The 25,057-nt window shown below is 68.4% G+C and carries 23 protein-coding genes and 1 pseudogene; 12 read left to right on the top strand and 12 right to left on the bottom strand.

Going from position 1 to position 25,057, the window contains the following annotated elements:
• The first annotated feature begins 5 nt into the window (after positions 1 to 5).
• Both RZE77_RS26705 and RZE77_RS26700 read left to right on the top strand, forming a co-directional pair.
• On the top strand, positions 6 to 707 hold the full coding sequence (locus tag RZE77_RS26705; protein WP_319439982.1) for a heme-copper oxidase subunit III family protein: 702 nt from the start codon (positions 6 to 8) through the stop codon (positions 705 to 707).
• Positions 708 to 721: 14 nt separating this feature from the next.
• Positions 722 to 1,036 carry a cytochrome C oxidase subunit IV family protein gene (locus RZE77_RS26700; RefSeq protein WP_319439981.1) on the top strand — a complete coding sequence of 105 codons (315 nt, stop codon included), beginning with the start codon at positions 722 to 724 and terminating at the stop codon, positions 1,034 to 1,036.
• Between the two features lie 16 nt (positions 1,037 to 1,052).
• On the opposite strand, the gene RZE77_RS26695 is transcribed toward RZE77_RS26700, so the two are convergent.
• From RZE77_RS26695 to RZE77_RS26685, 3 genes and pseudogenes are all read right to left on the bottom strand, one after another.
• A complete protein-coding gene (locus RZE77_RS26695) occupies positions 1,053 to 2,681 on the bottom strand; it encodes an MFS transporter (RefSeq protein ID WP_319439980.1) in 1,629 nt (542 codons plus the stop codon).
• 87 nt (positions 2,682 to 2,768) lie between these two features.
• Positions 2,769 to 2,885, bottom strand: a pseudogene (locus tag RZE77_RS26690) (transporter substrate-binding domain-containing protein); the annotation flags it as partial.
• Positions 2,876 to 3,352 carry an Lrp/AsnC family transcriptional regulator gene (locus RZE77_RS26685; protein WP_018905225.1) on the bottom strand — a complete coding sequence of 159 codons (477 nt, stop codon included), beginning with the start codon at positions 3,350 to 3,352 and terminating at the stop codon, positions 2,876 to 2,878. The gene RZE77_RS26685 and the pseudogene RZE77_RS26690, both read right to left, overlap by 10 nt.
• A gap of 179 nt (positions 3,353 to 3,531) precedes the next feature.
• On the opposite strand from RZE77_RS26685, the gene RZE77_RS26680 reads away from it, so the two are divergent.
• From RZE77_RS26680 to RZE77_RS26660, 5 genes are all read left to right on the top strand, one after another.
• Complete coding sequence (locus RZE77_RS26680) at positions 3,532 to 7,140, top strand: indolepyruvate ferredoxin oxidoreductase family protein (RefSeq protein WP_319439979.1); 3,609 nt, start codon at positions 3,532 to 3,534, stop codon at positions 7,138 to 7,140.
• A 271-nt stretch (positions 7,141 to 7,411) separates the two neighbouring features.
• On the top strand, positions 7,412 to 7,747 hold the full coding sequence (gene yajC, locus RZE77_RS26675) for a preprotein translocase subunit YajC (RefSeq protein ID WP_018905224.1): 336 nt from the start codon (positions 7,412 to 7,414) through the stop codon (positions 7,745 to 7,747).
• A gap of 90 nt (positions 7,748 to 7,837) precedes the next feature.
• Positions 7,838 to 9,721: a protein translocase subunit SecD gene (gene secD / locus RZE77_RS26670; protein WP_319439978.1), complete on the top strand. Its 1,884-nt coding sequence runs from the start codon at positions 7,838 to 7,840 to the stop codon at positions 9,719 to 9,721.
• An 18-nt stretch (positions 9,722 to 9,739) separates the two neighbouring features.
• Positions 9,740 to 10,699, top strand: coding sequence for a protein translocase subunit SecF (secF, locus tag RZE77_RS26665; protein WP_319439977.1), 960 nt, complete (start codon positions 9,740 to 9,742; stop codon positions 10,697 to 10,699).
• Positions 10,700 to 10,838: 139 nt separating this feature from the next.
• Entirely contained in the window at positions 10,839 to 13,241 is a 2,403-nt protein-coding gene (locus RZE77_RS26660; protein WP_319439976.1) for a DUF1631 family protein, read from the top strand.
• A 4-nt stretch (positions 13,242 to 13,245) separates the two neighbouring features.
• Here the strand turns inward: RZE77_RS26660 and RZE77_RS26655 are convergent, their stop codons facing one another.
• The 3 genes from RZE77_RS26655 to RZE77_RS26645 all read right to left on the bottom strand — a co-directional run bounded on the left by RZE77_RS26655 (position 13,246) and on the right by RZE77_RS26645 (position 16,325).
• Complete coding sequence (locus RZE77_RS26655) at positions 13,246 to 13,764, bottom strand: Smg family protein (RefSeq protein WP_319439975.1); 519 nt, start codon at positions 13,762 to 13,764, stop codon at positions 13,246 to 13,248.
• Positions 13,765 to 13,913: 149 nt separating this feature from the next.
• Positions 13,914 to 15,068 (bottom strand): DNA-processing protein DprA, encoded by a 1,155-nt coding sequence (gene dprA / locus RZE77_RS26650; protein WP_319439974.1) that lies wholly within the window; start codon positions 15,066 to 15,068, stop codon positions 13,914 to 13,916.
• Positions 15,069 to 15,107: 39 nt separating this feature from the next.
• Entirely contained in the window at positions 15,108 to 16,325 is a 1,218-nt protein-coding gene (locus RZE77_RS26645) for a LysM peptidoglycan-binding domain-containing protein (RefSeq protein WP_319439973.1), read from the bottom strand.
• Between the two features lie 160 nt (positions 16,326 to 16,485).
• On the opposite strand from RZE77_RS26645, the gene def reads away from it, so the two are divergent.
• From def to RZE77_RS26620, 5 genes are read left to right on the top strand one after another with little or no spacing between them, the layout of a single operon-like run.
• On the top strand, positions 16,486 to 17,007 hold the full coding sequence (gene def / locus RZE77_RS26640; protein WP_319439972.1) for a peptide deformylase: 522 nt from the start codon (positions 16,486 to 16,488) through the stop codon (positions 17,005 to 17,007).
• Entirely contained in the window at positions 17,004 to 17,501 is a 498-nt protein-coding gene (locus RZE77_RS26635; protein ID WP_319439971.1) for a hypothetical protein, read from the top strand. Before def ends, RZE77_RS26635 begins: the two co-directional genes overlap by 4 nt.
• The gene (gene fmt, locus RZE77_RS26630; RefSeq protein ID WP_319439970.1) at positions 17,498 to 18,454 is read left to right on the top strand and encodes a methionyl-tRNA formyltransferase; all 957 of its coding nucleotides are present in this window, start codon (positions 17,498 to 17,500) and stop codon (positions 18,452 to 18,454) included. The genes RZE77_RS26635 and fmt overlap by 4 nt, the downstream gene beginning before the upstream one ends.
• Positions 18,454 to 19,194 (top strand): AzlC family ABC transporter permease, encoded by a 741-nt coding sequence (locus RZE77_RS26625; RefSeq protein ID WP_319439969.1) that lies wholly within the window; start codon positions 18,454 to 18,456, stop codon positions 19,192 to 19,194. Before fmt ends, RZE77_RS26625 begins: the two co-directional genes overlap by 1 nt.
• Complete coding sequence (locus RZE77_RS26620; protein WP_015867848.1) at positions 19,191 to 19,526, top strand: AzlD domain-containing protein; 336 nt, start codon at positions 19,191 to 19,193, stop codon at positions 19,524 to 19,526. The genes RZE77_RS26625 and RZE77_RS26620 overlap by 4 nt, the downstream gene beginning before the upstream one ends.
• A 4-nt stretch (positions 19,527 to 19,530) precedes the next feature.
• On the opposite strand, the gene RZE77_RS26615 is transcribed toward RZE77_RS26620, so the two are convergent.
• The 6 genes from RZE77_RS26615 to RZE77_RS26590 are packed head-to-tail and all read right to left on the bottom strand — an operon-like array spanning position 19,531 to position 25,045.
• Entirely contained in the window at positions 19,531 to 20,505 is a 975-nt protein-coding gene (locus RZE77_RS26615) for a Bug family tripartite tricarboxylate transporter substrate binding protein (RefSeq protein ID WP_319439968.1), read from the bottom strand.
• Between the two features lie 40 nt (positions 20,506 to 20,545).
• Positions 20,546 to 21,523 carry an MBL fold metallo-hydrolase gene (locus tag RZE77_RS26610; RefSeq protein WP_319439967.1) on the bottom strand — a complete coding sequence of 326 codons (978 nt, stop codon included), beginning with the start codon at positions 21,521 to 21,523 and terminating at the stop codon, positions 20,546 to 20,548.
• Positions 21,520 to 21,726, bottom strand: coding sequence for a DUF2783 domain-containing protein (locus RZE77_RS26605; RefSeq protein WP_018905213.1), 207 nt, complete (start codon positions 21,724 to 21,726; stop codon positions 21,520 to 21,522). The genes RZE77_RS26610 and RZE77_RS26605 overlap by 4 nt, the downstream gene beginning before the upstream one ends.
• A complete protein-coding gene (locus tag RZE77_RS26600) occupies positions 21,723 to 23,375 on the bottom strand; it encodes an FAD-dependent oxidoreductase (protein ID WP_319439966.1) in 1,653 nt (550 codons plus the stop codon). Before RZE77_RS26600 ends, RZE77_RS26605 begins: the two co-directional genes overlap by 4 nt.
• 7 nt (positions 23,376 to 23,382) lie before the next feature.
• On the bottom strand, positions 23,383 to 24,504 hold the full coding sequence (locus RZE77_RS26595; RefSeq protein ID WP_319439965.1) for an alpha/beta hydrolase family protein: 1,122 nt from the start codon (positions 24,502 to 24,504) through the stop codon (positions 23,383 to 23,385).
• Positions 24,497 to 25,045 carry a VOC family protein gene (locus RZE77_RS26590; RefSeq protein ID WP_319439964.1) on the bottom strand — a complete coding sequence of 183 codons (549 nt, stop codon included), beginning with the start codon at positions 25,043 to 25,045 and terminating at the stop codon, positions 24,497 to 24,499. The genes RZE77_RS26595 and RZE77_RS26590 overlap by 8 nt, the downstream gene beginning before the upstream one ends.
• Between the last annotated feature and the right edge of the window lie 12 nt (positions 25,046 to 25,057).

Raw genomic sequence — 25,057 nt, 5'->3', positions numbered from 1 at the left:
ATCTCGTGAACAACACCGCAACGATCGCAGCAGCGCCCCCGAGTCCGACCCTCGCCGCCAGCGGCTGGCGCGGGCTGGTTGCCGACTGGTCCTCCGATCGCCAGGCGTTCCACGTCTCGTGGGGCAAGGCGATGATGTGGATCTTCCTGCTCAGCGACACCTTCGTCTTCAGCTGCTTCCTGGTCGGCTACATGACGGTACGCATCTCGACCACGGCGGCGTGGCCCAACCCGAGCGAGGTGTTCGCGCTCCATGTGGGGGGCGCCGACATCCCGCTGCTGCTGATAGCGATCATGACCTTCGTGCTCATCAGCAGCAGCGGCACGATGGCGATGGCCGTCAATTTCGCCTACCGCCGCGACCGCGTGAACGCCGCCACTCTGATGCTCGTGACCGCGACCTGCGGCGAACTCTTCGTCGGCATGCAGGCCTTCGAGTGGTCCAAGCTGATCCTCGAGGAGGGCGTGCGGCCCTGGGGCAACCCGATGGGCGCGGCGCAGTTCGGCTCGGCCTTCTTCATGATCACGGGCTTCCATGGGCTGCACGTGTCGGCCGGCGTGGTCTTCCTGTTCATCGTGGCCTTCAAGCTGATGCGCGGCGACTACGAAAAGTCCGGCAACTACCAGATCGTAGAGATTGCCGGCCTGTACTGGCACTTCGTGGACCTGGTGTGGGTGTTCATCTTTGCGCTGTTCTATCTCTGGTGAGGAGGACGAAGATCATGAACCCCGCCGCTGGCCAGCAACATCCGATCGGCCTCTACCTCAAGATCTGGGGGCTGCTGTTCGTGCTCAGCACGATGTCGTACCTGGTCGACTACTTCCAATTCCAGGGGTACCTGCGCTGGGCCCTGATCATCGCCTTCATGCTGCTGAAGGCGGGGCTGATCGTCACGGTCTTCATGCACATGGCGTGGGAGCGGATGTCGCTGGTGTATGCCATCCTGGTGCCGCCCCTGTGCCTGCTGGTGCTGGTCGGACTGATGGCGGCGGAGGCCGACCACACCTTCATCACGCGGCTGCTGTTCTTCCACTGAAGGCCTTGCAGGCCGCTCAGCGCTTCACCACGTAGCGCGTCACCACCGGCGGCGACTCGCCGATGTGGAAGGCCAGCCGCCGCTCGCGCAGCGTCATGTCGGCGGCCGTGGCGCGGTTGAAGCGGCGCAGGTGGTCGGTCCAGCTTTCGTCCACGATCTCTTCCAGGTAGCGGCCCGGCTCGGCGATGTCGTGCAGCAGTTCCCAACCGATGGCGCCCTGGCCGAGGCGCGCGCGCCGGGTCTGGTGCATCACCAGGTGGAAGGCGGCCGCGCGCGCGGGATCGATCATGTATTCGATGGTGATGACCACGCGGCCGTTTTCCTCCGGCGTTTCCGCCGGCGGACCCGCGGCCCAGCCGGCCCGCGCGGGGCTCATGTCGGCTTCCTCGCCCGAGACGTCGGTGACCCAGCGCAGCGCCGCCAGCATCAGCAGGGTGCCGCTCACGGCGGCGATCTCGAGGCTGGAGCGCAGGTCGGTGACGGTGGCCACCTGGCCCCAGAGCGCCGCGCCGATCGCGCTCGCGCCCATGATCGCCATCTGGTAGGTCGACATGCCGCGCGCGCGCACCCAGTCGGGCAGCGCGAGCTGCGCCGAGACCGAGAGCGAGTTGGCCACCGTGATCCAGGCCATGCCGCCGAAGAACATTGCGGGCACCGCCACCCAGGCGTTGGGCGCGAAGGCCATCACCGCGGTGGCGAGCGACTGCAGCACCGTTCCGCGCAGCACCAGCTGGTCGCGCCCGAGCGCCTGGCGCAGCCGCGGCAGGAACAGCACCGCGATGATCGCGCCCGCGCCCATGGCCGCCAGCAGCAGCGTGAAGGTGGCAGCGCCGCCGCCCTTGAGGTTGCGCGCCAGGAGCGGCAGCAGCGCGAGCAGCGCGGTGGAGTGGAAGAAGAAGATCGTGATGCGCGAAAGCACCGCGCGCATGCGCTGCGACTGCCAGACGAACTGCACGCCCACGCGCATCGCGCTGATGAGCCTTTCGCGGCCCAGCGGATTGGGCGTGTGCTCGCGCCGCCAGCGCAGCACCACGAAGCCCGAGGCCACCGACAGCACCGCGTTGAGCGCGAACACCCAGACGCTGCCCGCGCTGGCAATCAGCATGCCGGCCGTGAGCGGGCCGATGATGCGCGAGGCGTTCATCGCAATGCCGTTCAGGCCCAGCGCCGCCGGCAATTGCGGCCGCGGCACCAGTTCGGGCACGATGGCCGAGAACACCGGCCAGCGCAGCGCCAGCCCGATGCCGTTGGCAAAGGTGAGCGCCAGCAGCAGCGGCGCGGTCATCATGTCCATCGCAATGGCCGCGCACAGCACGATGGCCGTGCCCGCCAGCCAGAACTGCGTGGCCACCAGCCAGCGCCGGCGGTCGAGGATGTCGGCCAGCGCGCCGCTGGGCAGGCCCAGCAGGAACACCGGCAGGGTGGAGGCCGACTGCACCAGCGCCACCCAGATCGGCGAGGTGGTCAGCGAGGTCATCATCCACGCCGCCGCCACGTCGTTCATCCACATGCAGATGTTGGCGATGAGCCAGGTGCTCCACAGCATGCGGAACACGGGCAGCTTGAGCGGCTCGAGCGCCGCGAACTTCGGCGGCTGCGGCCGGGCCGGGGGAATGGGTGTCTCTTCGGGGGAAATCGGTGGCATGTCGCCCGATTGTGCCTATCCCCTGTCGCTGGGCGCCAGGCGGTGTTCGAGCCGCCGCAGCATCGTGGTGAGCACGAGCGAGCGTCTTGCGATCAGCTGGCGCGGCGCGATGTACGGTGGCGTGAAGTCGCAGCTCTGCTTGCGCTTGTCGTTGATGGAGACGCCCGAGATCACGAGGTCGGCGTCGCCGTTGTTCAGCGCGCCAGATGCCCGAGCGGCCAGGCGCTGCTGGCCTTCACCTCGCCCAGCGAGAAGCTGGTGTGCAGGTCTTTCACGTTCGGCAGGTTCATGAGGTGCTGGCGCGCGAAGGCCGAGAAGCTGTCCAGGTCCTGCGCCACCACCTGCAGCTCGAAGGTGCCGGTGCCGCTGATGTAGTGGCAGGCCACCACCTCGGGCAGCTTGCGGATCGCGTCCTCGAGCTTGCGGGTGGCGTCGTTGGTGACGCGTTCGGTGTCCACGCGCACGAAAGCGAGCACGCCCAGCCCGATCTTGTGGCGGTCGATCTCGGCGTGGTAGCCCTTGATGAACCCGGCTTCTTCCAGCGCGCGCACGCGACGCCAGCAGGGCGCGGCCGAGAGCCCGACGCGCTGCGCAAGCTCGGCGTTGGTGAGGCGGCCATCGGCCTGCAGTTCTTGCAGGATTGAGAGGTCAAACTTGTCAATGCTTTCCATGGAAGGCGATATTAAGCAAGATTCTTCCTGGGGGACGCTTTTTTGGGGCACAGAACGCAAACACCTGTCGCGCGCACCGGCATACACTTTGCGGGATCATGGGCTCGCGCCCTACCCGGGCACAGACCCACACCCATCAGCCAGGCCCACGAGGCCCTGCCACACGGAGACAGACAAACATGAACGCACCGCTGCCCGAGCACATTCGCCGCGCGCTGGAAACCGTCACGCTCGACGACAAATACAGCCTCGACTACGGCCGGGCCTTCATGAGCGGGGTGCAGGCGCTGGTCAAGCTGCCGATGCTGCAGCGCCTGCGCGACAAGCAGGCCGGCAAGAACACCGCAGGCTTCATCAGCGGCTACCGCGGCTCCCCGCTCGGCGGCTACGACCAGGCGCTATGGAAGGCCAGCAAGTTCCTGAAGGAACAGAACATCGTCTTCCAGCCCGGCGTGAACGAAGAGCTCGCCGCCACGGCGCTCTGGGGCACCCAGCAGCTGGGCTTCTCGCCCGCGGGCACCAACAGGTTCGACGGCGTCTTCGGCATCTGGTATGGCAAGGGCCCGGGCGTGGACCGCTGCTCCGACGTCTTCAAGCACGCCAACATGGCGGGCACCACCGAATGGGGCGGCGTGATCGCGGTGGCGGGCGACGACCACATTTCCAAGAGCAGCACGGCCGCGCACCAGAGCGACCACATCTTCAAGGCCTGCGGCACGCCGGTGTTCTTTCCGGCCAACGTGCAGGAAATATTGGACCTGGGCATCCACGCCTTTGCGATGAGCCGCTTTTCGGGCATCTGGTCGGGCATGAAGACGATCCAGGAAATCGTCGAGTCGAGCGCCACGGCCATGATCGACCCGGACCGCGTCGAGATCGTCATTCCCACCGATTTCCAGATGCCGCCCGGCGGCCTGCACATCCGCTGGCCCGACCACGCGCTCGAGCAGGAAGCGCGGCTCATGCACTACAAGTGGTATGCCGCGCTGGCCTACATCCGCGCCAACCGGCTGAACCACAACGTGATCGAGGGCCCGAACGACCGCTTCGGCATCATGGCCAGCGGCAAGGCCTACAACGACACCCGCCAGGCGCTGATCGACCTGGGACTGGACGACGCCACCTGCCGCCAGCTGGGTATCCGGCTGCACAAGGTGGGCGTGGTGTGGCCGCTGGAGGCGCAGCTCACGCGCGACTTCGCCACCGGGCTGCAGGAAATTCTGGTGGTGGAAGAAAAGCGCCAGGTCATCGAATACCAGCTGAAGGAAGAGCTCTACAACTGGCGCGCCGACGTGCGTCCCACCGTGCTCGGCAAGTTCAACGAGCTCGACGGCGATTTCTCCGGCGGCGAATGGGCCATGCCCAACCCCACCGCCAACACGCTGCTGCGCGCCAATGCCGACCTGAACCCGGCGCTGATCGCCAAGGCGATTGCGCAGCGCCTGCGCAAGCTCGGCATCCTGGAGCAGGCCGGCGCCGACATGCGCGCGCGCATCGATGCGCAGATGGCCATCCTCGAGGCCAAGGAGCGCTCGATGGAGGTGCTCAAGGTGGGCGGCGTGCAGGGCGCCGACCGCCAGCCCTGGTTCTGCTCGGGCTGCCCGCACAACACCAGCACCGTGGTGCCCGAAGGCTCGCGCGCCATGGGCGGCATCGGCTGCCACTTCATGGCCACCTGGATGGACCGCTCCACCATCGGCTTCACGCAGATGGGCGGCGAGGGCGTGCCGTGGGTCGGCCAGCAGCCCTTCACCACCGACCAGCACATCTTCGCGAACCTGGGCGACGGCACCTACTTCCACAGCGGCCTGCTCGCGATCCGCCAGAGCATCGCGGCCGGCGTGAACATCACCTACAAGATCCTCTACAACGACGCCGTGGCCATGACCGGCGGCCAGCAGGTCGGCGAGCGGCCCGAGGGCCACTCGGTGCTGCAGATCGCCGAGAGCCTGCATGCCGAGGGCGCCAAGAAGGTCGTCATCGTGACCGACGAGCCCGAGAAGTACGAGGGCGTGAACATCCCGGGCGACCACGTGGCGGTCAAGCACCGCGACCTGCTCGACGAGATCCAGCGCGAGTTCCGCGAGATCGCCGGCACCACGGCCATCATCTACGACCAGACCTGCGCCACCGAGAAGCGCCGCCGCCGCAAGCGGGGCACGGCCGTCGATCCGGCCAAGCGCGTGGTCATCAACGAGCTGGTCTGCGAAGGCTGCGGCGACTGCAGCGTGCAGAGCAACTGCCTGTCGGTCGAGCCGCTCGAAACCGAGTTCGGCCGCAAGCGCACCATCAACCAGAGCAGCTGCAACAAGGACATGAGCTGCCTGAAGGGCTTCTGCCCGAGCTTCGTCACGGTCGAAGGCGGGCAGCTCAAGAAGAAGGCCAGGGACAAGGCCGATTCGCCGCTCGCGCTGGGTCCGCTGCCCGAGCCGGCCGTGCCGGTGCTGGCGCAGGACCAGGTGTGGGGCATCGTGGTGGCCGGCGTCGGCGGCACGGGCGTCATCACCATCGGCCAGCTGCTGGGCATGGCGGCGCACATCGAGGGCAAGGGCATCGTCACGCAGGACGCGGCCGGCCTCGCGCAAAAGGGCGGCGCCACCTGGAGCCATGCGCTGATCGGCGAATCGCAAGACGCGATCCGCACCACGCGCGTCGGCACCGCCGCGGCCGACCTCATCCTGGCGGCCGATCCGCTGGTGGCCGTCAACGCCGAAACCCTGGCGCGCATGCGCGAAGGGCGCACGCACGTGGCGCTCAACACGCACAGCACGCCCACCGCCGCCTTCGTGCGCAACGCCAACTGGGTGAACCCGCAGGACGACTGCGCCAGCCAGATCGCGCGCGCCGTCGGCGCCGATGCGCTCGGCACCTTCGACGCCGATGCCGCGGCGACCACGCTGATGGGCGACAGCCTCTATGCCAACCCCATGCTGCTGGGCTTTGCCTGGCAAAAGGGCTGGATCCCGCTGGCGCTCGAGTCGCTGCTGCGCGCCATCGAGCTCAATGCGGTGGCGGTCGAGAACAACAAGGCCGCCTTCGCCTGGGGCCGCCAGGCGGCCGTCCGTCCGGACGAGCTGCAAAAGCGCCTGCGCCCGGGCCAGGTCATCGAGTTCAAGAAGCGCGAAACCGTCGAAAGCCTGGTGGCGCGCCGGGTCGAATTCCTCACGGGCTACCAGAACGCGGCCTATGCCGACGAATACCGTCAGTTCGTGGACAAGGTCCGGCAGGCCGAATCGGCGCTCGGCAAGAGCGCGCTGGCCGAAACGGTGGCCCGCTACCTGTTCAAGCTCATGGCCTACAAGGACGAGTACGAGGTGGCGCGCCTGCACACCGACCGCAGCTTCCTCGCCCGTGTCGAGGGCATGTTCGAAGGTGAGATGGGCAAGGATTTCAAGCTCAACTACCACCTCGCGCCGCCCATCATCGCCAAGAAGAACGCCAAGGGCCAGCTGCAGAAGCAGAAGTTCGGCCCCTGGATGCTTTCCGGCTTCAGGCTGCTGGCCCGGCTCAAGGGCCTGCGCGGCACGGCGCTGGACATCTTCGGGCGCACCGAAGAGCGCAGGACCGAGCGCGCGCTCATCGGCGAGTACCGCGCGAGCATCGAGGAAGTGATTGCTGGCCTTCGCGCCGAGAACCATGCGCTGGCGCTGGAGATCGCGAGCCTGCCCGAGCAGATCCGCGGCTACGGCCATGTGAAGGACCGCAACCTTGCCGCGGCCCGCACCCGCTGGAGCGAGCTGCTCGCCAAGTGGCGCAACCCGCAGCAGTCGCAGCGCGCCGCCGCGTGATTTTTCCAGAGGCCGGCCCGGCACCGCCGGCCGCCTCGCGTGTTTGCTCCTGAAAAGCTAGCAAAGGACGCGCAGCCGAAGCCCATGGAAAGCCCTGCCCCGCGCGCCGGATAAGCGCGCGGAGCGGGGCATTGCCACGAATACAATGCCCGCTGCTGCGCGCGGCCCACGCCGCCTCAAGCTCTGACTCGCGGCCTTTCCTCGGGGCCGCGGAACCGCGGGCCCGGTCCGCGCTTCTGACATTCCTCTCTTCTCTCTGCTGGAGACTCTCTTGTTCATTTCCTCTGCTTTCGCCCAAACCGCACCCGCAGCTTCCGGCGGTGGCGACATGCTGTCCTCGTTGGGCAGCATGCTGCCCCTGGTGCTGATGTTCGTGGTGCTGTATTTCGTGATGATCCGTCCGCAAATGAAGCGCCAGAAGGAAGCGCGCGCCATGATCGAGGCGCTGGCCAAGGGCGACGAAGTCGCAACCGCCGGCGGCGTGCTCGGCAAGATCACCTCGCTCGGCGACCAGTACCTCGGCCTCGAAATCGCCAATGGCGTGGAGATCAAGATCCAGCGCAGCGCTGTGGTCCAGGTCCTGCCCAAGGGCGCCGTCAAGCAGTAAGCAAGCAATAAAACGCGCGGCTCGGCCTTGCGCTTCGCGGCGCATGGCCTCAAGTCACGCCGGTGTCCCGTTTCTGAAAAGCGCTTTCTCATGAACCGTTATCCGGTCTGGAAGTACGCGATCATCGTGATCGTGCTGCTTGTGGGGTTGATCTATTCCCTGCCGAATTTCTTCGGCGAGGCGCCTGCCGTGCAGGTGTCCGCGGCCAAGTCCACCGTCAAGGTCGACGCGGCCACCCAGAGCCGGGTCGAGGAGGCGCTCAAGGCTGCCGGGCTCGCGCCCGACCTGCTCACGCTCGAAGGCGGCTCGCTGCGCGCGCGCTTCGCCACCCCCGACGAGCAGCTCAAGGCGCGCGACACGGTGCAGCGCGCGCTGGTGCCCGATCCGGCCGATCCGCCCTACGTGGTGGCGCTGAACCTGGTCTCCCGCTCGCCGGCCTGGCTCACGGCGCTGCACGCGTTCCCGATGTACCTGGGCCTGGACCTGCGCGGCGGCGTCGACTTCCTGCTGCAGGTCGACATGAAGGGCGCCATCGACAAGAAGGCCGAATCCTTCGCGAGCGACCTGCGCACCACCTTCCGCGACAAGGGCATCCGCGGCACCTCGGTGAACCGCAATGGCCAGGCCATCGAGGTTTCGTTCCGCGACGCGGCCGCGCTGGAAGCAGCCAAGCGGCTGATCCAGGACCAGTTCCAGGACCTCGCCACCACCGACAGCCAGGACGGCAGCAACTGGCGCCTCGTGGCCACCATCAAGTCCGAAGCCGCGATCCGGCTCCAGGACGCGGCGCTCAAGCAGAACATCACCACGCTGCACAACCGGATCAACGAACTCGGCGTGGCCGAGCCGGTGATCCAGCAGCAGGGCCTGGACCGCATCGTGGTGCAGCTGCCCGGCGTGCAGGACACGGCCAAGGCCAAGGACATCCTGGGGCGCACCGCCACGCTCGAGATGCGCCTGGTCGACGAAAGCGCCGAAGGCCGCGCGGCCGAGCTGAGCGGCGGACCGGTGCCCTTCGGCTCCGAAAAGTTTCTCGAACGCAACGGCCGCCCCGTGATCGTGAAGAAGCAGGTGCTGGTCACCGGCGAGAACCTCACCGACGCGCAGCCCGGCTTCGACCAGCAGAGCAACCAGCCCAAGGTCGACCTGACCATGGACGCCAAGGGCGGCCGCATCATGCGCGACGTGAGCCGCGAGAACTACAAGAAGCGCATGGCCATGCTGATCTTCGAGAAGGGCAAGGGCGAAGTGCTCACGGCCCCGTCGATCAACGGCGAGCTTGGCAACCGCTTCCAGATTTCCGGCTCGATGACGGTGGCCGAAGCCGCCGACCTCGCGCTGCTGCTGCGCGCCGGTTCGCTGGCCGCGCCGATGGAAATCATCCAGGAGCGCACCATCGGCCCGAGCCTGGGCGCCGACAACATCGAGAAGGGCTTCAAGAGCGTGATGTATGGCTTCCTGGCCATCATGGTGTTCATGTGCGCCTACTACGCGCTGTTCGGCCTGTTCTCGTCGATCGCGCTGGCCGTCAACCTGATGCTGCTGGTGGCCATTCTCTCGATGCTGCAGGCCACGCTCACGCTGCCCGGCATCGCGGCCATGGCGCTGGCCATCGGCGTGGCCATCGACTCCAACGTGCTGATCAACGAACGCGTGCGCGAGGAGCTTCGCAACGGCGCCTCGCCGCAGGCGGCCATCCACGCCGGCTACGACCGCGCCTGGGGCACGATCCTCGACTCCAACGTGACCACGCTGATCGCGGGCATCGCGCTGCTGGCCTTCGGCTCGGGGCCGGTGCGCGGCTTCGCGGTGGTGCACTGCATCGGCATCGTCACTTCGATGTTCTCGGCCGTGTTCTTCTCGCGCGGCCTCGTGAACTTCTGGTACGGCCAGAAGAAGAAGCTCAAGACGGTGTCCATCGGCACGGTCTGGCGCCCCAAGACCGACGGCACAGCCGTGGCTGAAGGCAAGTAAAGGTCAAGGACAAGCGCCATGGAATTCTTCCGCATCCACAAGACCATCCCGTTCATGCGCCACGCGCTGGTGCTGAACATCATCTCCTTCGTCACCTTCGCGCTGGCGGTGTTCTTCCTGCTGCACCGCGGGCTGCACCTGTCGGTGGAGTTCACGGGCGGCACCGTGATGGAGGTGGCCTACCAGCAGTCCGCCGACATCGGCAAGGTGCGCGAGGCCATCGGCAAGCTCGGCTACCCCGACGTGCAGGTGCAGAGCTACGGCACCTCGCGCGACGTGCAGATCCGCCTGCCGGCGCAAAAGGGCATGAACTCCGACCAGCAGAGCGCGCAGGTGATGCAGGCGCTCAAGTCGGTCGATCCCTCGGCCACGCAGCGCGGCATCGAGGTGGTCGGCCCGCAGGTCGGCGAGGAGCTCACCACCAACGGGCTCAAGGCGCTCGGCATGGTGGTGGTGGGCATCATGATCTACCTGGCGATCCGCTTCGAATGGAAGTTCGCCGTGGCCACCGTGCTGGCCAACCTGCACGACGTGGTCATCATCCTGGGCTTCTTCGCCTTCTTCCAGTGGGAGTTCTCGCTCGCGGTGCTGGCGGCGGTGCTGGCGGTGCTGGGCTACTCGGTCAACGAATCGGTCGTGATCTTCGACCGCGTGCGCGAGAACTTCCGGCGCTACCGCAAGATGAACACCGTCGAGATCATCGACAACGCGATCACCTCGACCATCAGCCGCACCATCATCACGCACGGCTCGACCCAGCTGGTGGTGCTCTCGATGTTCTTCTTCGGCGGCCCGACGCTGCACTACTTTGCGCTGGCGCTGACCATCGGCATCCTGTTCGGCATCTACTCGTCGGCCTTCGTGGCGGCCGCCATCGCCATGTGGCTGGGCGTCAAGCGCGAAGACCTGATCAAGGGCGGCCCGACCAAGCGCGACGGCGGCTCCGAAGACGATCCGAACGCCGGCGCCGTGGTCTGATTGAGCCAGAACAAGGGAACGCGCCGCGCAGGCCCGCCGCCATGCCGCAGGTGATGCACACTTGTGCGGTGGCGCTTGCCGATGCAAGCTCTCGGTATTCGCCGAAAAATAGAGCCCCATTGGTCTTCCCGATCCTTCAATGAGCATTGCGCGGTCCGCTTCCTCCCTGCAGCTCGCACGCGAGACGCGCGAGCGTTTCGTTCGCGCCACCGAGGGCGTCATCGTCCCGCTGGCGCAGGCGATACGGGACCGCCTGACGCAGCAGGCCTCGGAAATCGGCAGCGCGCGCGCGATGCAGGAGAGCCGCGACGACTTCGTGGCGTTCCAGGGCCAGGCCTCGCAATGGGTGTCGCTCGCGCAGGCGGGCTGGCGCAGGTCGGTCGGCGGCACCCCGGGGGCGGCGCCGGCCGCGTCGTCGTCCGGCGCGAAGCTGCGGCTCGAACTCATCGACGACGATGCGATGGAAAGCAGCATCCTGTCGTCGCGCCTCGCGCAGCTGATCCACGACAAGGCCAGCTTCGAACTCAGCGACCTGCGGCTGCGCATCCAGTTCCTGGAAGGCACCGCCGAACTCGACGCCCACGACGTGCTCAGGCCCGAGACCCTGGCCAGGCTGCTGGTGGACCAGTGGCTGGCGGCCGGCCTGAGCCGCACGCTGTGGGCGCGGGTGCAGGACACCGTGCAGCAGCAGCTCGTCGGCGTGGTCGTCAAGGCCTACGAGGACGCCAACGCCTTCCTGGTTTCCCAGGGCGTGATGCCCGAAATCGATCTCAAGAGCTTTGTCCGCCGCACCGGCAGCAGCAGCGGCGGCGGCAGCGCCACCGGACCGGCGACGATGCCGGCATCGCCTTACGCCGGCGGCGCGGCGCAGGCCGCGGGTGCCGTGCAGCGGCCGGGCAGCGCCGACAACTCCTCCCCGCAGGCACGGGCTTTTGCGCCGTCCGCGCCGGCCTTCACCACGGGCGGCTCGCCGTTGATGGTCGCCCGCCAGCGCGCGCAGACGGCGCTCCTGAGCCTCAAGCGCTTCGTCGCCGCCCGCATCGGCGCGGAGCCGGCGGCTTCGCCTTCGATGACGACGACGGGGATGGACGGCCATGCGGCCGGCGCCACCGACGCCGGTTCCCCCCGCGCCGCGTCCAGGACCTTTGTCGGCGTGATCGCCGAAGCCGAGGCCGCCTACCGGGTGGCTGCCTCGCAGTACATGCAGGGCTCCATGCCGGGCTCCGCGGAGCAGGCCACCCTCATCCAGCAGACCGCGGTCGACCTTCGGCGGCGCAGCACGGAGCTCAAGAAAAGGGCGCCCACCACCGCCGACAAGGCCACGGTCGAGATCGTGGCGCTCATGTTCCAGGCCATCCTCGCCGAGGAGCGCATTCCCTTCTCGGCGCGCGTGTGGTTTGCCCGCCTGCAGATGCCGGTGCTGCGCGTGGCCATTGCCGAGCCCGAGTTCTTCGGCACGCTGCAGCACCCGGCGCGCATGCTGATCGACCGCATGGGCTCGTGCGTGATGGGCTTCGATGCCGCGGCCATCTCGGGCAGTGCGCTCGAGGGCGAGATCCGGCGCGTGGTGCAGGTGATCGAGCAGTATCCCGAAACCGGCCAGCGCGTCTTCAAGCTGGTGTTCGACGAGTTCGTCGCCTTCCTGAACCGCTATCTCACGCAAAGCGACGCCACCCAGCGCGTCATGAGCGTGGCGCAGCAGGTCGAGCAGAAGGAAACGATGGCGATCCAGTACACCATCGAGCTGCGCAAGATGCTCAACGACATGCCGGTGCGCGAGGAGATCCGCGAGTTCCTCTTCAAGGTCTGGGCCGAGGTGCTGGCGATTGCCGCGCTGCGCTACGGCGCCCAGGGCGAGCAGACGGTGATGCTCAAGCGCGTGGCCTCCGAGCTGGTGTGGGCGGCAAGCGCCAAGCCCAACCGCGCCGACCGCGCACGCGTGATCCAGGACCTGCCGCAGCTGCTGCAGCGCCTGCGCCTGGGCATGAACCTGCTGGGCATCATCGACGAGCCGCAGGAAGCCCACATCAAGGCCATCGGCGCCACCTTGTCCGACGCCTTCCTCTCGAAGACCGAGGCCATTCCCGCGGCCAAGATCGAGGCCATGGCCGAGCGCCTTGCGCACCTGGAAGATTTCGTGACCGACGACGGCGGCGCCTCCAGCCTGCCGCTCGATGCGAACAGCATCGAACTGCTGCTGGGCGTGGATGCGTCCTCGATCGAGGTCGTGGCCGACACCGTGGGCGGCGTTCCGGCCGAAGACATGCTGGCGTGGGCGCACGAGCTGGAGGTGGGCAACTGGTTCATGCTCGACCACAACGACCGCGTGAGCCAGGTGCAGTTCGTCTGGCGCAGCGATCGCAAGCAGCTGCACCTGTTCGCCTCGGCCGATGGCCGCAGCTTCCTGATCCAGGTCGGCCGGCTGGCCAACTACCTGCAGGCCGGCCTGCTGGTGCCGGCCGAAGAGGAAACGCTCACGGTGCGCGCCACGCGCGAGGCGCTGGCCAAGCTCGACGCGAATCCGGAACGGCTGCTGAACTAGCCAGCTAGTGCGCGACGCGGCCTTCGCGGCTCTCGCAGAGTTCGTCGAGCACCAGCGCATCGGGCTCGATGCCGGTGCTCCAGTGCACCATCAGCACGATGATCTTGAGCTCGTCGAGCGCGACCGGATCGCCCGGCGCCGCCATGGCGCGCTCGATGACGATCTCGCGCAGGCCGCAGGACAGCACGTTCGACGATTCGAGAAAGCGGATGAAGCCCAGGCAGTCGGCGCCCAGGTGCTCCTGCTCGGCTTGCGAATAGACCCGCATGGCGTTGTCCGACTGGGGCAGGGCCGCTTCGGGCGCGCCGCGCAGCGTGACGGTGGCCACGGCGTCGTCGCCGGGACTTCGTTCGAGCTGCATGCCCTGCGTGGCAAGGCTCAGGCCGTCGAGCCAGTGCAGCGCATCGCGGATTTCTTCTGCCTCGAAGCCGTGGGCGCTGAGCTTGCGGCCCAGTTGTTCGGGTTCGGGGCAGGCATCGCCGCGCCAATAGTTTTCGTAGACAAACACGAGCACTTCGAACATGGGCCCAATATAGCCGAGGAACCGTGGCTCGCCCCCAGGCTTCGTGCACTTCGTGTCACGCGCGCCTTCCCCCTACCGGGGGCAACACCAGCGGCCCGGCAAAGCCGGTTCCGCGGTGTTTCGCGAAAAAGCGGGCGCGGGCCCGGGCGTCAGCCGATGGCTGCTCTTTGAAACAGGCCGCCGGGCAGCCGCGCAACATGGCCGTCGAGCTCGAGTTCGAGCAGCTTGGCCTGCAGCGCGGCGGCGCTCCAGCCGGTGCGCGCGCTCAGCGCGTCCAGGCTCACGGGGTCGAAGCCGAGCGCATCCAGCAAGGGCTCCTCGCGCGCGCTGGGCACAGCGCCGGCATCGCCGTTCGCGGCCGCCGGCGCCGCCGCGCTGCCCGCGTGCAGAAAAGACGGCAGCTCCTCGAGGATGTCGTTGACCGATTCGACCAGCTTCGCGCCCTGGCGGATCAGCGCATGGCAGCCGCGCGACTGCGGCGAATGGATCGAGCCCGGAATGGCGAACACTTCCTTGCCCTGCTCCGAGGTGAGCCGCGCGGTGATCAGCGAACCCGACGCCAGCGCGGCCTCGACCACCAGCGTGCCGCGCGCCAGGCCGGCGATCAAGCGGTTGCGCTTGGGGAAGTTCTGCGTGAGCGGCGGCGTGCCGAGCGGCAGCTCGCTCACGATCAGCCCCTGCAGCGTGATGCGGTGCGCCAGGTCGCGGTGCCGCGCGGGATAGACGCGGTCCAGGCCGGTGCCTACGACGGCCACCGTGGCCAGCCGCGGCATGTCGCCGGCCGCATCGAGTGCGCCCTGGTGCGCGGCGCCATCGACGCCGAGCGCGAGGCCCGACACCACCGGCAGGCCCGCGTCGCCCAGCGCACGCGCAAAGGCGCGGGCATTGGCGGCGCCCTGCGGCGTGGGGTTGCGGCTGCCCACCACCGCAATGCTGTGGCCGAGCTGGGTCAGGTCGAAGTCCGCGGCGCCGAGCACGTAGAGCATCAACGGCGGGTCGGCCATCTCGAGCAGCGAGGTGGGGTAGGCGGCATCGCCCAGCGTGACCAGGCGGCGCGCGGCGCCGTCATCGTGGCCGGGCTGCAGCCACTGCCAGGTCTGGTCGACCTGGGCCTGCAGGCCCGGCGGCGGCTGGTGCAAGGCATCGGCCTGCGCCGCCGACACCACCTGGCGCAGCGCCTCGCCGCTCTGCGCAAAGACTTTCTCGGGCAGGCCGAAGGCGGCCAGCAGCCGGCGTGCGGCGCCATCGCCGATGCCCGGCGTCAGTGAAAGCCGCAGCCAGCCTGCGAGTTCTGCTCGGTCCAAATGAAGCGGAGAAAGAAAGCGGTAAAAAACGCAGGAGCGTCAGGGATTGACGAGGAAGTCGCCCGCCTTCGGAGTGTCGGTGATCTCGAGCACCAGTGCGTACGAAACCTTTTCGAAGGGCCGGAACACCATCAAGAGGCCGATGCGTTCGTTCGGAAGCTTGATGGTTTCCTTGCGCGCGCCGGTGCGGTCGAGAATGGTTTCGCCATTCTTCAGGATGGCCAGCACGTGGCCGCTGTCGATGCCGTCGCGGGTGCCCTTGTTGATGGCCACCACCTGGTTCTGGGCCGCGAACTGCACCGCGTTGCCATAGACCGAGATGATGCGGCCCTCGACCTGCGAGGAGGGCGCGCGCGGCACATAGCTCAGCAACTGGCGCGGCGGTTCGGGCAGCAGGCGGTCGCCGGCGCGGATTTCCTCGCGCGCCGCAATGATGTCGACGCTGGCCGGCACCACGGTGATGACGTCCTTGTCGTTGGTGGTCTCGACCGTGGTCGATTCGCCACGCTGGAGCTGCGCCTTGCCCAGGTACTGCGCCTCATAGCCGAGGATTTCACCGGTTCCCGGGTCCTTCAGCGGCGTGGCGCTGCGGAACACGCGGAAGTTCTTCAGCGGGCCAGGGGTTTCGAGCAGCGGCGTCTCGGCGTTGCCGCGCGCATAGGCACGGTCGCCGCGCGACAGCAGGACGCGGCTGTCGTTGCCCGCGACGATGCGCGGCGCGGCCTGCAGCGTGTCGGCATCGACCACGATCGGTTCGCTCAGGAAGGGCTCGATGACGCTCGGGTTGAGCGTGGGCAAGGCCATGCCGGCCAGCGAGTCGAAGCGCGTGCGCGGCGACAGCTTGATGGTGCCGCCGTCGCCGCTGCCGCCCGCGCCGCGGCGCATGGTCAGGCGTGCGCGGCCGCCGGTCTTGTCCAGGTAGAGGACCTGGCCGGGGTAGATGCGGTGCGGATTCGCGATTTCGCTGATGTTCATGCCCCACAGTTCCGGCCAGCGCCAGGGGCGCAGCAGGTAGAGGCGCGAGATGGCCCACAGCGTGTCGCCGGGCTTGACCGTGTATTCGTCTGGCGCATTGGGCGCCAGTTCGCTCAGCGGAACGCCGTTCTGGGCGGTTTGCTGGGCGGTGGCGCGCTGCTGTGGCGTGACGGGGTAGTTCTGCGCCCACGCCGCCGTCGTGCCGCCAGTGATCACCGCAAGGGCAGCCAACGTGGCGAGAAGATGCGGGCGCTGGCGGACAGTGATTCGGAGCTTTTTCATGTCTGGATGGGTGAGCGCGCCGCGTATCGGCGCACATACGAATCTCACAATTTGCTACGAATTCTGCGCCCGAAGCCCTTGGGAGGGCAACGTTTTCAGGCGATCCGGAGTCGCCGCGTCGCGGAATTGGCGAAAATAGCCACAACTTTCTCCCTGTTTCATGGCCAAACGAATCATTCTGAGTTACCCGGACAAGCGCCTGCACACGGTTGCCAAGCCCGTGCAGGGCGTCGACGCGCGCATCAAGACCCTGGTGGCCGACATGCTCGAGACCATGTACGACGCCAGCGGCATCGGCCTGGCCGCGACCCAGGTCGACGTGCACGAGCGGCTGGTCGTCATCGACGTGTCCGAGGAACGCAACGAGCCGCTGGTGCTCATCAACCCCGAAATTATCTGGGCAAGCGACGAAAAGGTGTTGAACGAAGAGGGCTGCCTCTCGGTGCCGGGCATCTACGACGGCGTCATGCGCTCCACCTCGGTCAAGGTCCAGGCGCTGGACGAGAACGGCGAACTGCGCACCATCGAGGCCGAAGGCCTCCTGGCCGTGTGCATCCAGCACGAACTCGACCACCTGCTGGGCAAGGTGTTCGTCGAATACCTGTCGCCGCTCAAGCGCAACCGCATCAAGAGCAAGCTGCTCAAGCAGCAGCGCGAAGAGGCCAAAGAGGGCCGGGCATGAAAGCCTCCCTGCGGCCCTGGGCGCTCGGTTTTGCCGCAGTGCTCGTGCTCGCGGGCTGCGCCAGCGAACCCACGCGCATCGTTCCCGGCACCACCGCCGCCGAAACCCTGCAGCGCCTGGGCCCGCCCACGGGCCGCTATCCGCTCACCGGCGGCGGCGAGCGCCTCCAGTATTCGCGCATGCCGGCGGGTTTCGAGGTCACCGACATCGACGTCGATGCCGCCGGCAAGGTGGTCTCCGTGACCCAGGTGCTCAGCGAGGCCCGCTTCGGCCACGACATCAAGGTCGACCAGTGGCGCCAGAACGACGTGCTCGCCTTCTATGGCCGGCCTTTTGAAATCAGCCGCGTCAGCTCGTTCGACGGCGTGATCTGGACCTGGCGCTACAAGGCCGTGAACGAGCGCCGCATGCTCTATATCTACATCGACCCCACCGGCGTGGTCCGCCGCTATCACACGGGGGACGACCTCGAACTCGTCCGGATCCGCGATTGACTCCGCTGAAGGTCGTTTTCGCGGGCACGCCCGAGTTCGCGCGCGCCGCGCTCGAAGCCATTGCCGCCGCCGGCCATGAGATCGCGCTGGTGCTGAGCCAGCCCGACCGGCCCGCGGGCCGCGGCATGAAGCTGCAGGCCTCGCCCGTCAAGCAATGCGCCGCCGCGCACGGCTGGCCGGTGGCACAGCCGCGCAGCCTGCGGCTGGACGGCAAGTACCCGGAAGACGCCGCGGCCGCGCGCGAGGCGCTGCTGGCGGCCGCGCCCGACGTGATGGTGGTGGCGGCCTACGGCCTCATCCTGCCGCAATGGGTGCTCGACCTGCCGGCGCACGGCTGCCTCAACATCCACGCCAGCCTGCTGCCGCGCTGGCGCGGCGCGGCGCCGATCCACCGCGCCATCGAGGCCGGCGACGCGCAGACCGGCATCACCATCATGCAGATGGACGCCGGCCTGGACACCGGCGACATGCTGCTGCGCGAAGCCGTCGACATCGGCAGCGACACCACCGCGCGGCTGCACGACCGGCTGGCCGAGCTGGGCGGCCGCCTGATCGTCCAGGCGCTGGCCGACATCGGCCACCTTGTGCGCACGCCGCAGCCGGCCGAAGGCGTCACCTACGCCAGCAAGGTCGAGAAGCACGAAGCCCAGATCGACTGGAACCAGCCGGCCGACGCGATCGTGCGGCGCATTCGGGCCTTCGACCCGTTTCCGGGCGCCAACAGCGTGCTCGACGGCGAGACCATCAAGCTCTGGGCCGCGCATGCGGCGCCGCCGGTCGTGGTCTCAGCCGCGCCGGGCACCCTGCTGGCCGTGAGCGACGCCGGCGTGGCGGTGGCGGCGGCCGGCTCGGCGGTGGTGGCCACCGAACTCCAGCGGCCCGGCGGCAAGCGCCTGGCCGTGGCCGACTTCCTGCGCGGCTTCGACCTGAAGCCCGGGCAGCGGTTCGGCTGATGTTCCTTTCCGCAGCCATCCGCCGCCGGCCCGAATTCCGCGCCGGCATCCGCGACATGTCCTCGGCCGCGCTGGGCATCGGCGCCTGGGGCCTGATGACCGGCGTGGCCATGGTCAAGTCGAACATGAGCGTGCTGGAGTCGGTGGCCATGACGCTGCTGGTCTACGCCGGCAGCTCCCAGCTCGCGGCCATTCCGCTGCTGTTCGCGGGCGCGCCGGCCTGGGTGATTTTGGCCACGGGCTTTTGCGTCAACCTGCGCTTCGTGGTCTTCAGCCTGCACCTGCGGCCCTACCTCATGCACATGCCGCGCTGGCGCCGCATGACGCACGGCTACCTGACGGCCGACCTGAGCTATGCGCTCTTCACCCGGCAGTACGCGACGCCGCCGGCCACCGCCGCCGAGCAGCAGTCGCAGGAGGCCTACCTCACCGGCAACTACTTCGTGACCTGGTGCTCCTGGATGGGCATGAGCCTGCTGGGCATTGCGCTGGCCAACTTCATTCCGCAGAGCTGGGGCCTGGGCTTTGCCGGCGTGCTGAGCCTGGTGGCGATCGTCTGCTCGATGGCCACCACGCGGCTGCGCGTGCTGGCCGCGCTGGTCGCCAGCGCCACCGCGGTGGCCGCCTATGCCCTGCCGCTCAAGCTCAACATCGTGGTGGCCATCGGCGCCGCGGTGCTGCTGTGCTTCTGGCTCGAGAAGCAGTTCGGGCTCGACCCCGACGCGGAGGACGACAAGTGAGGGGCACCGACCTGTGGACCATGGGCGTGATCGTGGGGCTGGCCGCGGTCACGGTGCTCACGCGCTGCTTCTTCTTCATCCTCGACCGGCCCTGGGGCCTGCCCGAGTGGGCGCACCGCGCGCTGCACTACGCACCGGCCGCCGCGCTGGCCGGCGTGATCGCGCCCGAGATCGTGATGACCCAGGGCCACCTGATCACCACGCTGCACGACGCCCGCCTGTATGCGGCCGTGGTCGGCGCCGCTTACTACTACTGGCGGCGCGGCGTGCTCGGCACGATGCTCGCGGGCATGGCGGTGTACCTGCCCCTGCACCTGGGCCTGGGCTGGTAGGCTTTCAGTCCAGCTTCACGCCGGCGGCCGCGATGATCTTGCCCCAGCGCTCGCTCTCGGCCCGCGAGAGCCTGTAGAAATCCTGCGGCGTGCCCGGCAGCGCCTCGAAGCCGAACTCCGAGAACAGCTTCGCCACCTTCGGCGCCTTCATCGCCTTGTGCAGTTCGCCGTTGATGCGCGCCACCGCTTCGGGCGGCATGCCGGCCGGGCCGATCAGGCCGTGGAAGGCGTAGGCGTTGACGTCGCTGAAGCCGGCCTCGGCGAAGGTGGGCACCTCGGGCAGTGCGCTCGCGCGCTGCGGTAGCGCAATTGCCAGCACCCGCACCTTGCCTGCCTTGATGATCGGCAGGCCCGAGGCCAGGTCGAGCATCATCGTGGGCACCTGGCCGCCCATCAGGTCGGTCATGGCGGGCGCGGCGCCCTTGTAGGGCACGTGCGTGATCGTGAGGCCGGCCTTCTGCTTGAAGAGCTCCATCGCCATGTGGTGCGGCGAGCCGTTGCCGGGCGAGGCATAGCTCGCCTTCTCCGGGTTGGCCTTCACGTAGCGCACGAACTCGGCCACGTTCTTCGCGGGAAAGTCCGGGTGCACCACCAGCGCCACCGGAAAGCGGCCGATGGCGCCGATGTAGGTGAAGTCGCTCGCGGGCTTGTAGGGCAGCTTGGCGAACATGTGCTCGTTGAAGAGCAGCGCCGCGTTCTCGGCCTGCATGATGGTGTAGCCGTCGGGCTTGGCCTGCATCAGCACCGAGACGCCGATGTTGGTCGATGCGCCGGGCCGGTTGTCGATGACGAGCGGCTGTCCGAGCGAAGGCTGCATCGCCTCGGCCAGCGAGCGCGCCAGGTTGTCGGTGCCGCCGCCGGCCACGTAGGGCACGATCCATTTGACCGGCTGGCTCGGATAGGCGGCGGGCTGCTGCGCCGATGCGAAGGGGGTGGCCAGCGCGAGGGCCGCGGCCATGAGGGGAATCAGTCGCTTCATCGTTTCTTGTCTCCGTTGCTTGTCTTGAAATCTGTTCAGCTCATTCGCCGCGCAGCGTCTGCCACAGTTCGCGGTCGCGCTCCGCGGTCCACACCACGGGGTGTTCGATGCCGCGCAGTTCGTCGTACGCGCGCGAGACGTCGAAGGGCAGGACGTGCTGGAACACGGGCCAGCTGCCGAAGCGCGGCGTCATCGCCGCTTCGGCGCGCGCGAAGCAGCCCTTGAGCGTTTCGCCCGCGGCGATGCCGGCCTTCACGCTGTCGAGCAAGGTCTGGAGAAAGGCCTGGGTCAGCCCGATGGCCTCGGCGCATTCGGCTTCGCCCTGCAGCACGGCGCCACGGCCCGGCACCAGCACGCGCGGCTTCAGGGCCCGCACCGCATCGAGCGTGCCGGCCCAGTCGCCGATGTAGGCGTCGCCCGCGTAGACGCCGCAGCGGTTCTCGACCACGTCGCCCGAGAACAGCACGCCGCAGTCGGGCAGCCACGCGACCGTGTCGCCGCTCGAATGGCCGCGGCCCAGGGCCATCAGGCGAAGCTCGCGGTTCTGACCGCGGCGAGGGCCCAGCCAAAGGCTCATCTCGCGCTCGAAGCTCTGCGTCGGGAAGGTCAGGCCCGGAATTTCTTCCACGCCCGCGAAGAGGCGCGGGAAGCGGCCGACCTCCGAATCGAAATCGGCCTGGCCGCGCGTGCGGATCCAGTCGAGCGTGCCATTGCTCGCGATGACGGCTTCGACCTCGTCGAAGGCGCTCGCGCCCATCACGCGCACCGCGTGGTAGTGCGTGAGCACGATGGTCCGGATGGGTTTGTCGGTCACCGCGCGGATGGCCGCGAGAAAGTCACGCGCCATGCGCGGCGTGGGGCGCGTGTCGATCAGCACCACCTGTTCGTCGCCGACGACGAAGCCGCAGTTCGGATCGAAGTCGCTGATGTAGCCGTACACGCCGGGCGCGAGTTCGCGCAGCTGCGGCTTCTGTTCGCGCGTGTCGGAGGCCGAGGCGAAGGATACGTGGGCGGTCATGGGGTTTCCGGAGTTGTCGTGGGGTCTTCGGCCGCGGCTCGGATGCAGGCGAGCAGCACGGCTTGGTCGCCGCACTGGTTGGCCAGCAGCAGCACGAGGCGGGCGTTGAGGTCGGCGCTCTGCGCTTCGCCGAGGCCCTCGTGCGCGGCGAGCAGCGCGGCGTAGAAGCCGTCAGGGTCGGGGATGCGGGGCTCGGTGATCATGGGGCGTGGTGGTCGAGGGCGAGGGCCGTGCGCAGCGCGGCGGCGATCGCATCGGGCGTGGCCTGCGGCAGCGTCGCGGCGCAGTAGGCATCGGGACGCACGAGCACGAAGCTGCCCGCGTCGTGCAGGCCGAGGTGGCGCACGAGCGTCTCGTCGGCCTGCAGCGTGGGCAGCCCACTGTCGCCGCCGATGGCGAGCAGGCGCAGCGGCAGCGCCGCCGTCAGGTCCATGGTCGTCCTGACTTCGGCGCGTGCCGGCGCGAGCCACAGGCCCACGCACTGCGTGTCCTCGGCCAGCAGCTGCATCAGCGTGGTCTCGCGGCCATCGGCCCAGCGCAGCGGCAGGTTCTGCACCGTGCGCGCGCCTTCCGGCAACTGCGGCGCGGGCGGATAGTCGTTGGCGACCGACATGCGGCCGGTGTTGACCAGCGCACGCGCGAACGGATGGCGCGCGGCCAGCGCCACCACCGCGCGGCGCAGCGTGTGCTCGGCCGGCGAGCGCGGCGCAAGGAAGCGCGCCGAGCGGCTCGTGACCTTGAGGTTCTCCTTCGCGGCCGGCTGCCGTTCGGCGTCGTAGCTGTCGAGCAGCGCATCGTCTGCCTGCCCTTGTGCGACCAGCGCCAGCTTCCAGCCGAGGTTCGCCGCATCCTGGATGCCGCTGTTGCCGCCGCGCGCGCCGAAGGGGCTCACCACATGCGCGGCATCGCCGATGAAGAACACGCGGCCGTGGCGGAAGCTGTCGAGCAGGTGGTCGCGGTAGCCGTACGGGCCGATCCAGACGAACTCGAACTCCACGCCCGGCCCGAGCTGCTCGCGCAGCCGCGCGCCCGCCACTTCGGGCCGGCTGATGTGGGCGGTGTCGCAGTCCTCGGGCATCTGGTAGTCGATGCGCCAGACGCCATCGGCCATCAGGTGCTGCCAGACGCCGCGGCCTTCGTTGAAGGGCGCGTCGACCCAGGTCCAGCGCTCGGTGGGCAGCGGCTTCTTGAAGCGCACGTCGCTGATGCACCAGCGGTCGGTGCTGCGCGAGGCATGCGCGTCGATGCCGAGCTGCGTGCGGATCGGGCTGTTGGCGCCGGTCGCATCGATCAGGCGGTCGGCTTCGATCGTGTAGCGGCCTGCGGGCGTTTCGATGTCGATGCGCACGCCGTCGCTCAAGGGCTCGATGCGCGTCACGCGGCTCTTCCAGCGCACATCGGTGAGCCCGAGTTCGAGGATGCGCTCGACCAGGAACCACTCGACATAGAACTGCTGCAGGTTGATGAAGGGCGGTTGCCTCGAGACGCTTTCTGCCTGGAGATTGAAGCTGTAGACCTCCTGCTCGCCCGAGAAGGTGCGCCCGAGCGACCAGGTGATGCCCTTGGCCGCGATGCGCTCGTAGATGCCCAGGCGTTCGAAGATCTCGAGGCTCTTCTGCGCATAGCAGATGCCGCGCGAGGACGCACCGCGCACGCCGACGGTGTCGTCCTCGTCGAGCAGCACCGCGCGCACGCCGCGCTGCGCAAGATCGCAGGCCAGCGTGAGGCCCGAGGGCCCGGCGCCGACGATCACGATCGGGTGGCGAACGATTTGGGTGCTGCCCAGTTCGGGCGGCGGCACGAAGGGCCAGGCCGGCAACTCGTAGGCCGGCGCAAATGCAAAGTTTTCCATGGCTCTTCTACAGCGCGTGGGCGAATTCGGCGATGGCGTCGGCCGCCTTCGGAATCAGCTCGGGCTGGCCCGCGAGGTAGTGGTTGCCGCCCACGATGTCGACGTTGCGGATGCGCGCACCGCCCGCGGCCATCCAGGCATCGCGCGTGCTCGGGAAGGTCGACTGGTCGCCCGTGTAGGTCAGCAGCAGCTTCGGAACGCTGGTGCGCGCGAGGTTGGCCGGCCCGTCGGCCTGCGAGCGTGAAGACCACTGCGAGAGAAACGCGGTGAGCGAGGTGGTGCGGCCCATCGCATTGGCCGAGTAGTTGACCTGGCGCGCATCGCCCCACACGCTGCCCGGCAGGCGGTCGTTGGCATCGAGCGAAAGATCCACGCAGCGCGGATCGGCATGCGTGCGGTAGACGATGAAGGTCTGGTCGCGCGGCGCGCCTGGCGTGCTGCGCAGCAGCGCGAGGCGGTCGACGCACCACTGCTCGATGCGATCGAGCCGCGCCTGCTGCGCCGCACTGAAGCGCGCGAGAAAGCCGCGGTCGTAGGGCATGCGGTGGCGCGGGTCGTACATGTCGAGTTCGGGGTCCACCGAGAGCGGGTCATGCTCGTCGGTGACGGACGGATCGATCCAGTCGCGCATCAGCCGCGTGCGGCCCAGGTGCGCGGCGCACAGCGCGATGCCGTCCACGGGCGGCAGGTCGCCCGGGTGCAGGTGCGTGGGGTCGCCGTCGGGCAGGTGGGTGGCGGTGAGCTTCTCGGCCTGCGCCTGGTAGAAGGCCGAAAGCGCCGCGCCGCCGGAGTTGCCGACCAGGAACACCTTCTCGTAGCCGGCCGCGCGCAGGTACTGCACGCCGGCGCCCAGGTCCTGGATGGCGCGCTCCATCAGCAGCACCGTGTCGTTGCCCACGTAGCGCGAGTTCAGCCCCATGCAGCAGATGCCGCGCTCGGCCAGCGGGCCGATCAGGTAGTGGCCCATGAAGTTGCTGGTCGGGTGCATCACGATGGCCGCGATCCTTTTCGGGCCCGGCGGCGCGCGGAAGGCGCCGTAGATGCGTGGGCGCAGCATCTGCAGGCCCGACTGGCTCTCCATGGCCGCGCCGGGCTTCACGTCGATGACGGCGAGTTGCAGCTCAGGCATGCGACTCGCCCTTCGCCGTGCGCAGCCCGGCCTTGCGCGCGGTCCACGCATCGAGGTCCGCACGCGCGCGCAGCGCGTGCGCCTCCATCTCGGCCTGCGGCACGGTCGGCGTGGTCAGCTCCACACGCAGGCCGTTGGGATCGAAGAAGTAGATCGATTCGATGATGTGGTGGTCGGTCACGCCCAGCACTTCGACGCCCGCGCCCTCGAGCCGCGCCTTGGCGGCGAGCAGGTCGGCCACCGAATCGACCCGCAGCGCGATGTGGTTGACCCACGCCGGCGTGTTGGGCGAAGGCAGCGCCGCGACGTCGTCGCCCAGGTCGAAGAAGGCGATGTACGAACCGTCGCGCATGCGGAAGAAGATGTGCACGTAGGGGCAGTACTCGCCCGTGCTCGGCACGTGGTCGCTCTTGATGACGTGCGCGAGCGGCAGGCCCAGAAGGTCTTCGTAGAAGCGGCGGGTTTCCTCGCTGTCGCGGCAGCGCCAGGCGAAATGGTGCAGCCCGCGAACTGGCGGGGCCGCGTGGGCGGTCGTCGGCATGGCTTTGTGGTC

It is taken from the genome of Variovorax sp. SPNA7 (assembly GCF_033807855.1).
GTDB lineage: Bacteria > Pseudomonadota > Gammaproteobacteria > Burkholderiales > Burkholderiaceae_C > Variovorax > Variovorax beijingensis.
The sequence above is the reverse complement of the archived record's forward strand: the minus strand, read 5'-3'. Positions and strand labels throughout refer to the sequence as shown.

Coding starts and splice junctions, on each gene's coding strand:
- RZE77_RS26635 (WP_319439971.1), top strand. CDS start 17,004: ATGAAAGCCTCCCTGCGGCCCTGGGCGCTCGGTTTTGCCGCAGTGCTC.
- RZE77_RS26605 (WP_018905213.1), bottom strand. CDS start 21,726: ATGATCACCGAGCCCCGCATCCCCGACCCTGACGGCTTCTACGCCGCG.
- RZE77_RS26600 (WP_319439966.1), bottom strand. CDS start 23,375: ATGGAAAACTTTGCATTTGCGCCGGCCTACGAGTTGCCGGCCTGGCCC.
- RZE77_RS26625 (WP_319439969.1), top strand. CDS start 18,454: ATGTTCCTTTCCGCAGCCATCCGCCGCCGGCCCGAATTCCGCGCCGGC.
- RZE77_RS26700 (WP_319439981.1), top strand. CDS start 722: ATGAACCCCGCCGCTGGCCAGCAACATCCGATCGGCCTCTACCTCAAG.
- secF (WP_319439977.1), top strand. CDS start 9,740: ATGGAATTCTTCCGCATCCACAAGACCATCCCGTTCATGCGCCACGCG.
- RZE77_RS26615 (WP_319439968.1), bottom strand. CDS start 20,505: ATGAAGCGACTGATTCCCCTCATGGCCGCGGCCCTCGCGCTGGCCACC.
- RZE77_RS26685 (WP_018905225.1), bottom strand. CDS start 3,352: ATGGAAAGCATTGACAAGTTTGACCTCTCAATCCTGCAAGAACTGCAG.
- RZE77_RS26660 (WP_319439976.1), top strand. CDS start 10,839: ATGAGCATTGCGCGGTCCGCTTCCTCCCTGCAGCTCGCACGCGAGACG.
- RZE77_RS26695 (WP_319439980.1), bottom strand. CDS start 2,681: ATGCCACCGATTTCCCCCGAAGAGACACCCATTCCCCCGGCCCGGCCG.
- RZE77_RS26590 (WP_319439964.1), bottom strand. CDS start 25,045: ATGCCGACGACCGCCCACGCGGCCCCGCCAGTTCGCGGGCTGCACCAT.
- RZE77_RS26655 (WP_319439975.1), bottom strand. CDS start 13,764: ATGTTCGAAGTGCTCGTGTTTGTCTACGAAAACTATTGGCGCGGCGAT.
- def (WP_319439972.1), top strand. CDS start 16,486: ATGGCCAAACGAATCATTCTGAGTTACCCGGACAAGCGCCTGCACACG.
- RZE77_RS26680 (WP_319439979.1), top strand. CDS start 3,532: ATGAACGCACCGCTGCCCGAGCACATTCGCCGCGCGCTGGAAACCGTC.
- RZE77_RS26610 (WP_319439967.1), bottom strand. CDS start 21,523: ATGACCGCCCACGTATCCTTCGCCTCGGCCTCCGACACGCGCGAACAG.
- RZE77_RS26645 (WP_319439973.1), bottom strand. CDS start 16,325: ATGAAAAAGCTCCGAATCACTGTCCGCCAGCGCCCGCATCTTCTCGCC.
- secD (WP_319439978.1), top strand. CDS start 7,838: ATGAACCGTTATCCGGTCTGGAAGTACGCGATCATCGTGATCGTGCTG.
- RZE77_RS26595 (WP_319439965.1), bottom strand. CDS start 24,504: ATGCCTGAGCTGCAACTCGCCGTCATCGACGTGAAGCCCGGCGCGGCC.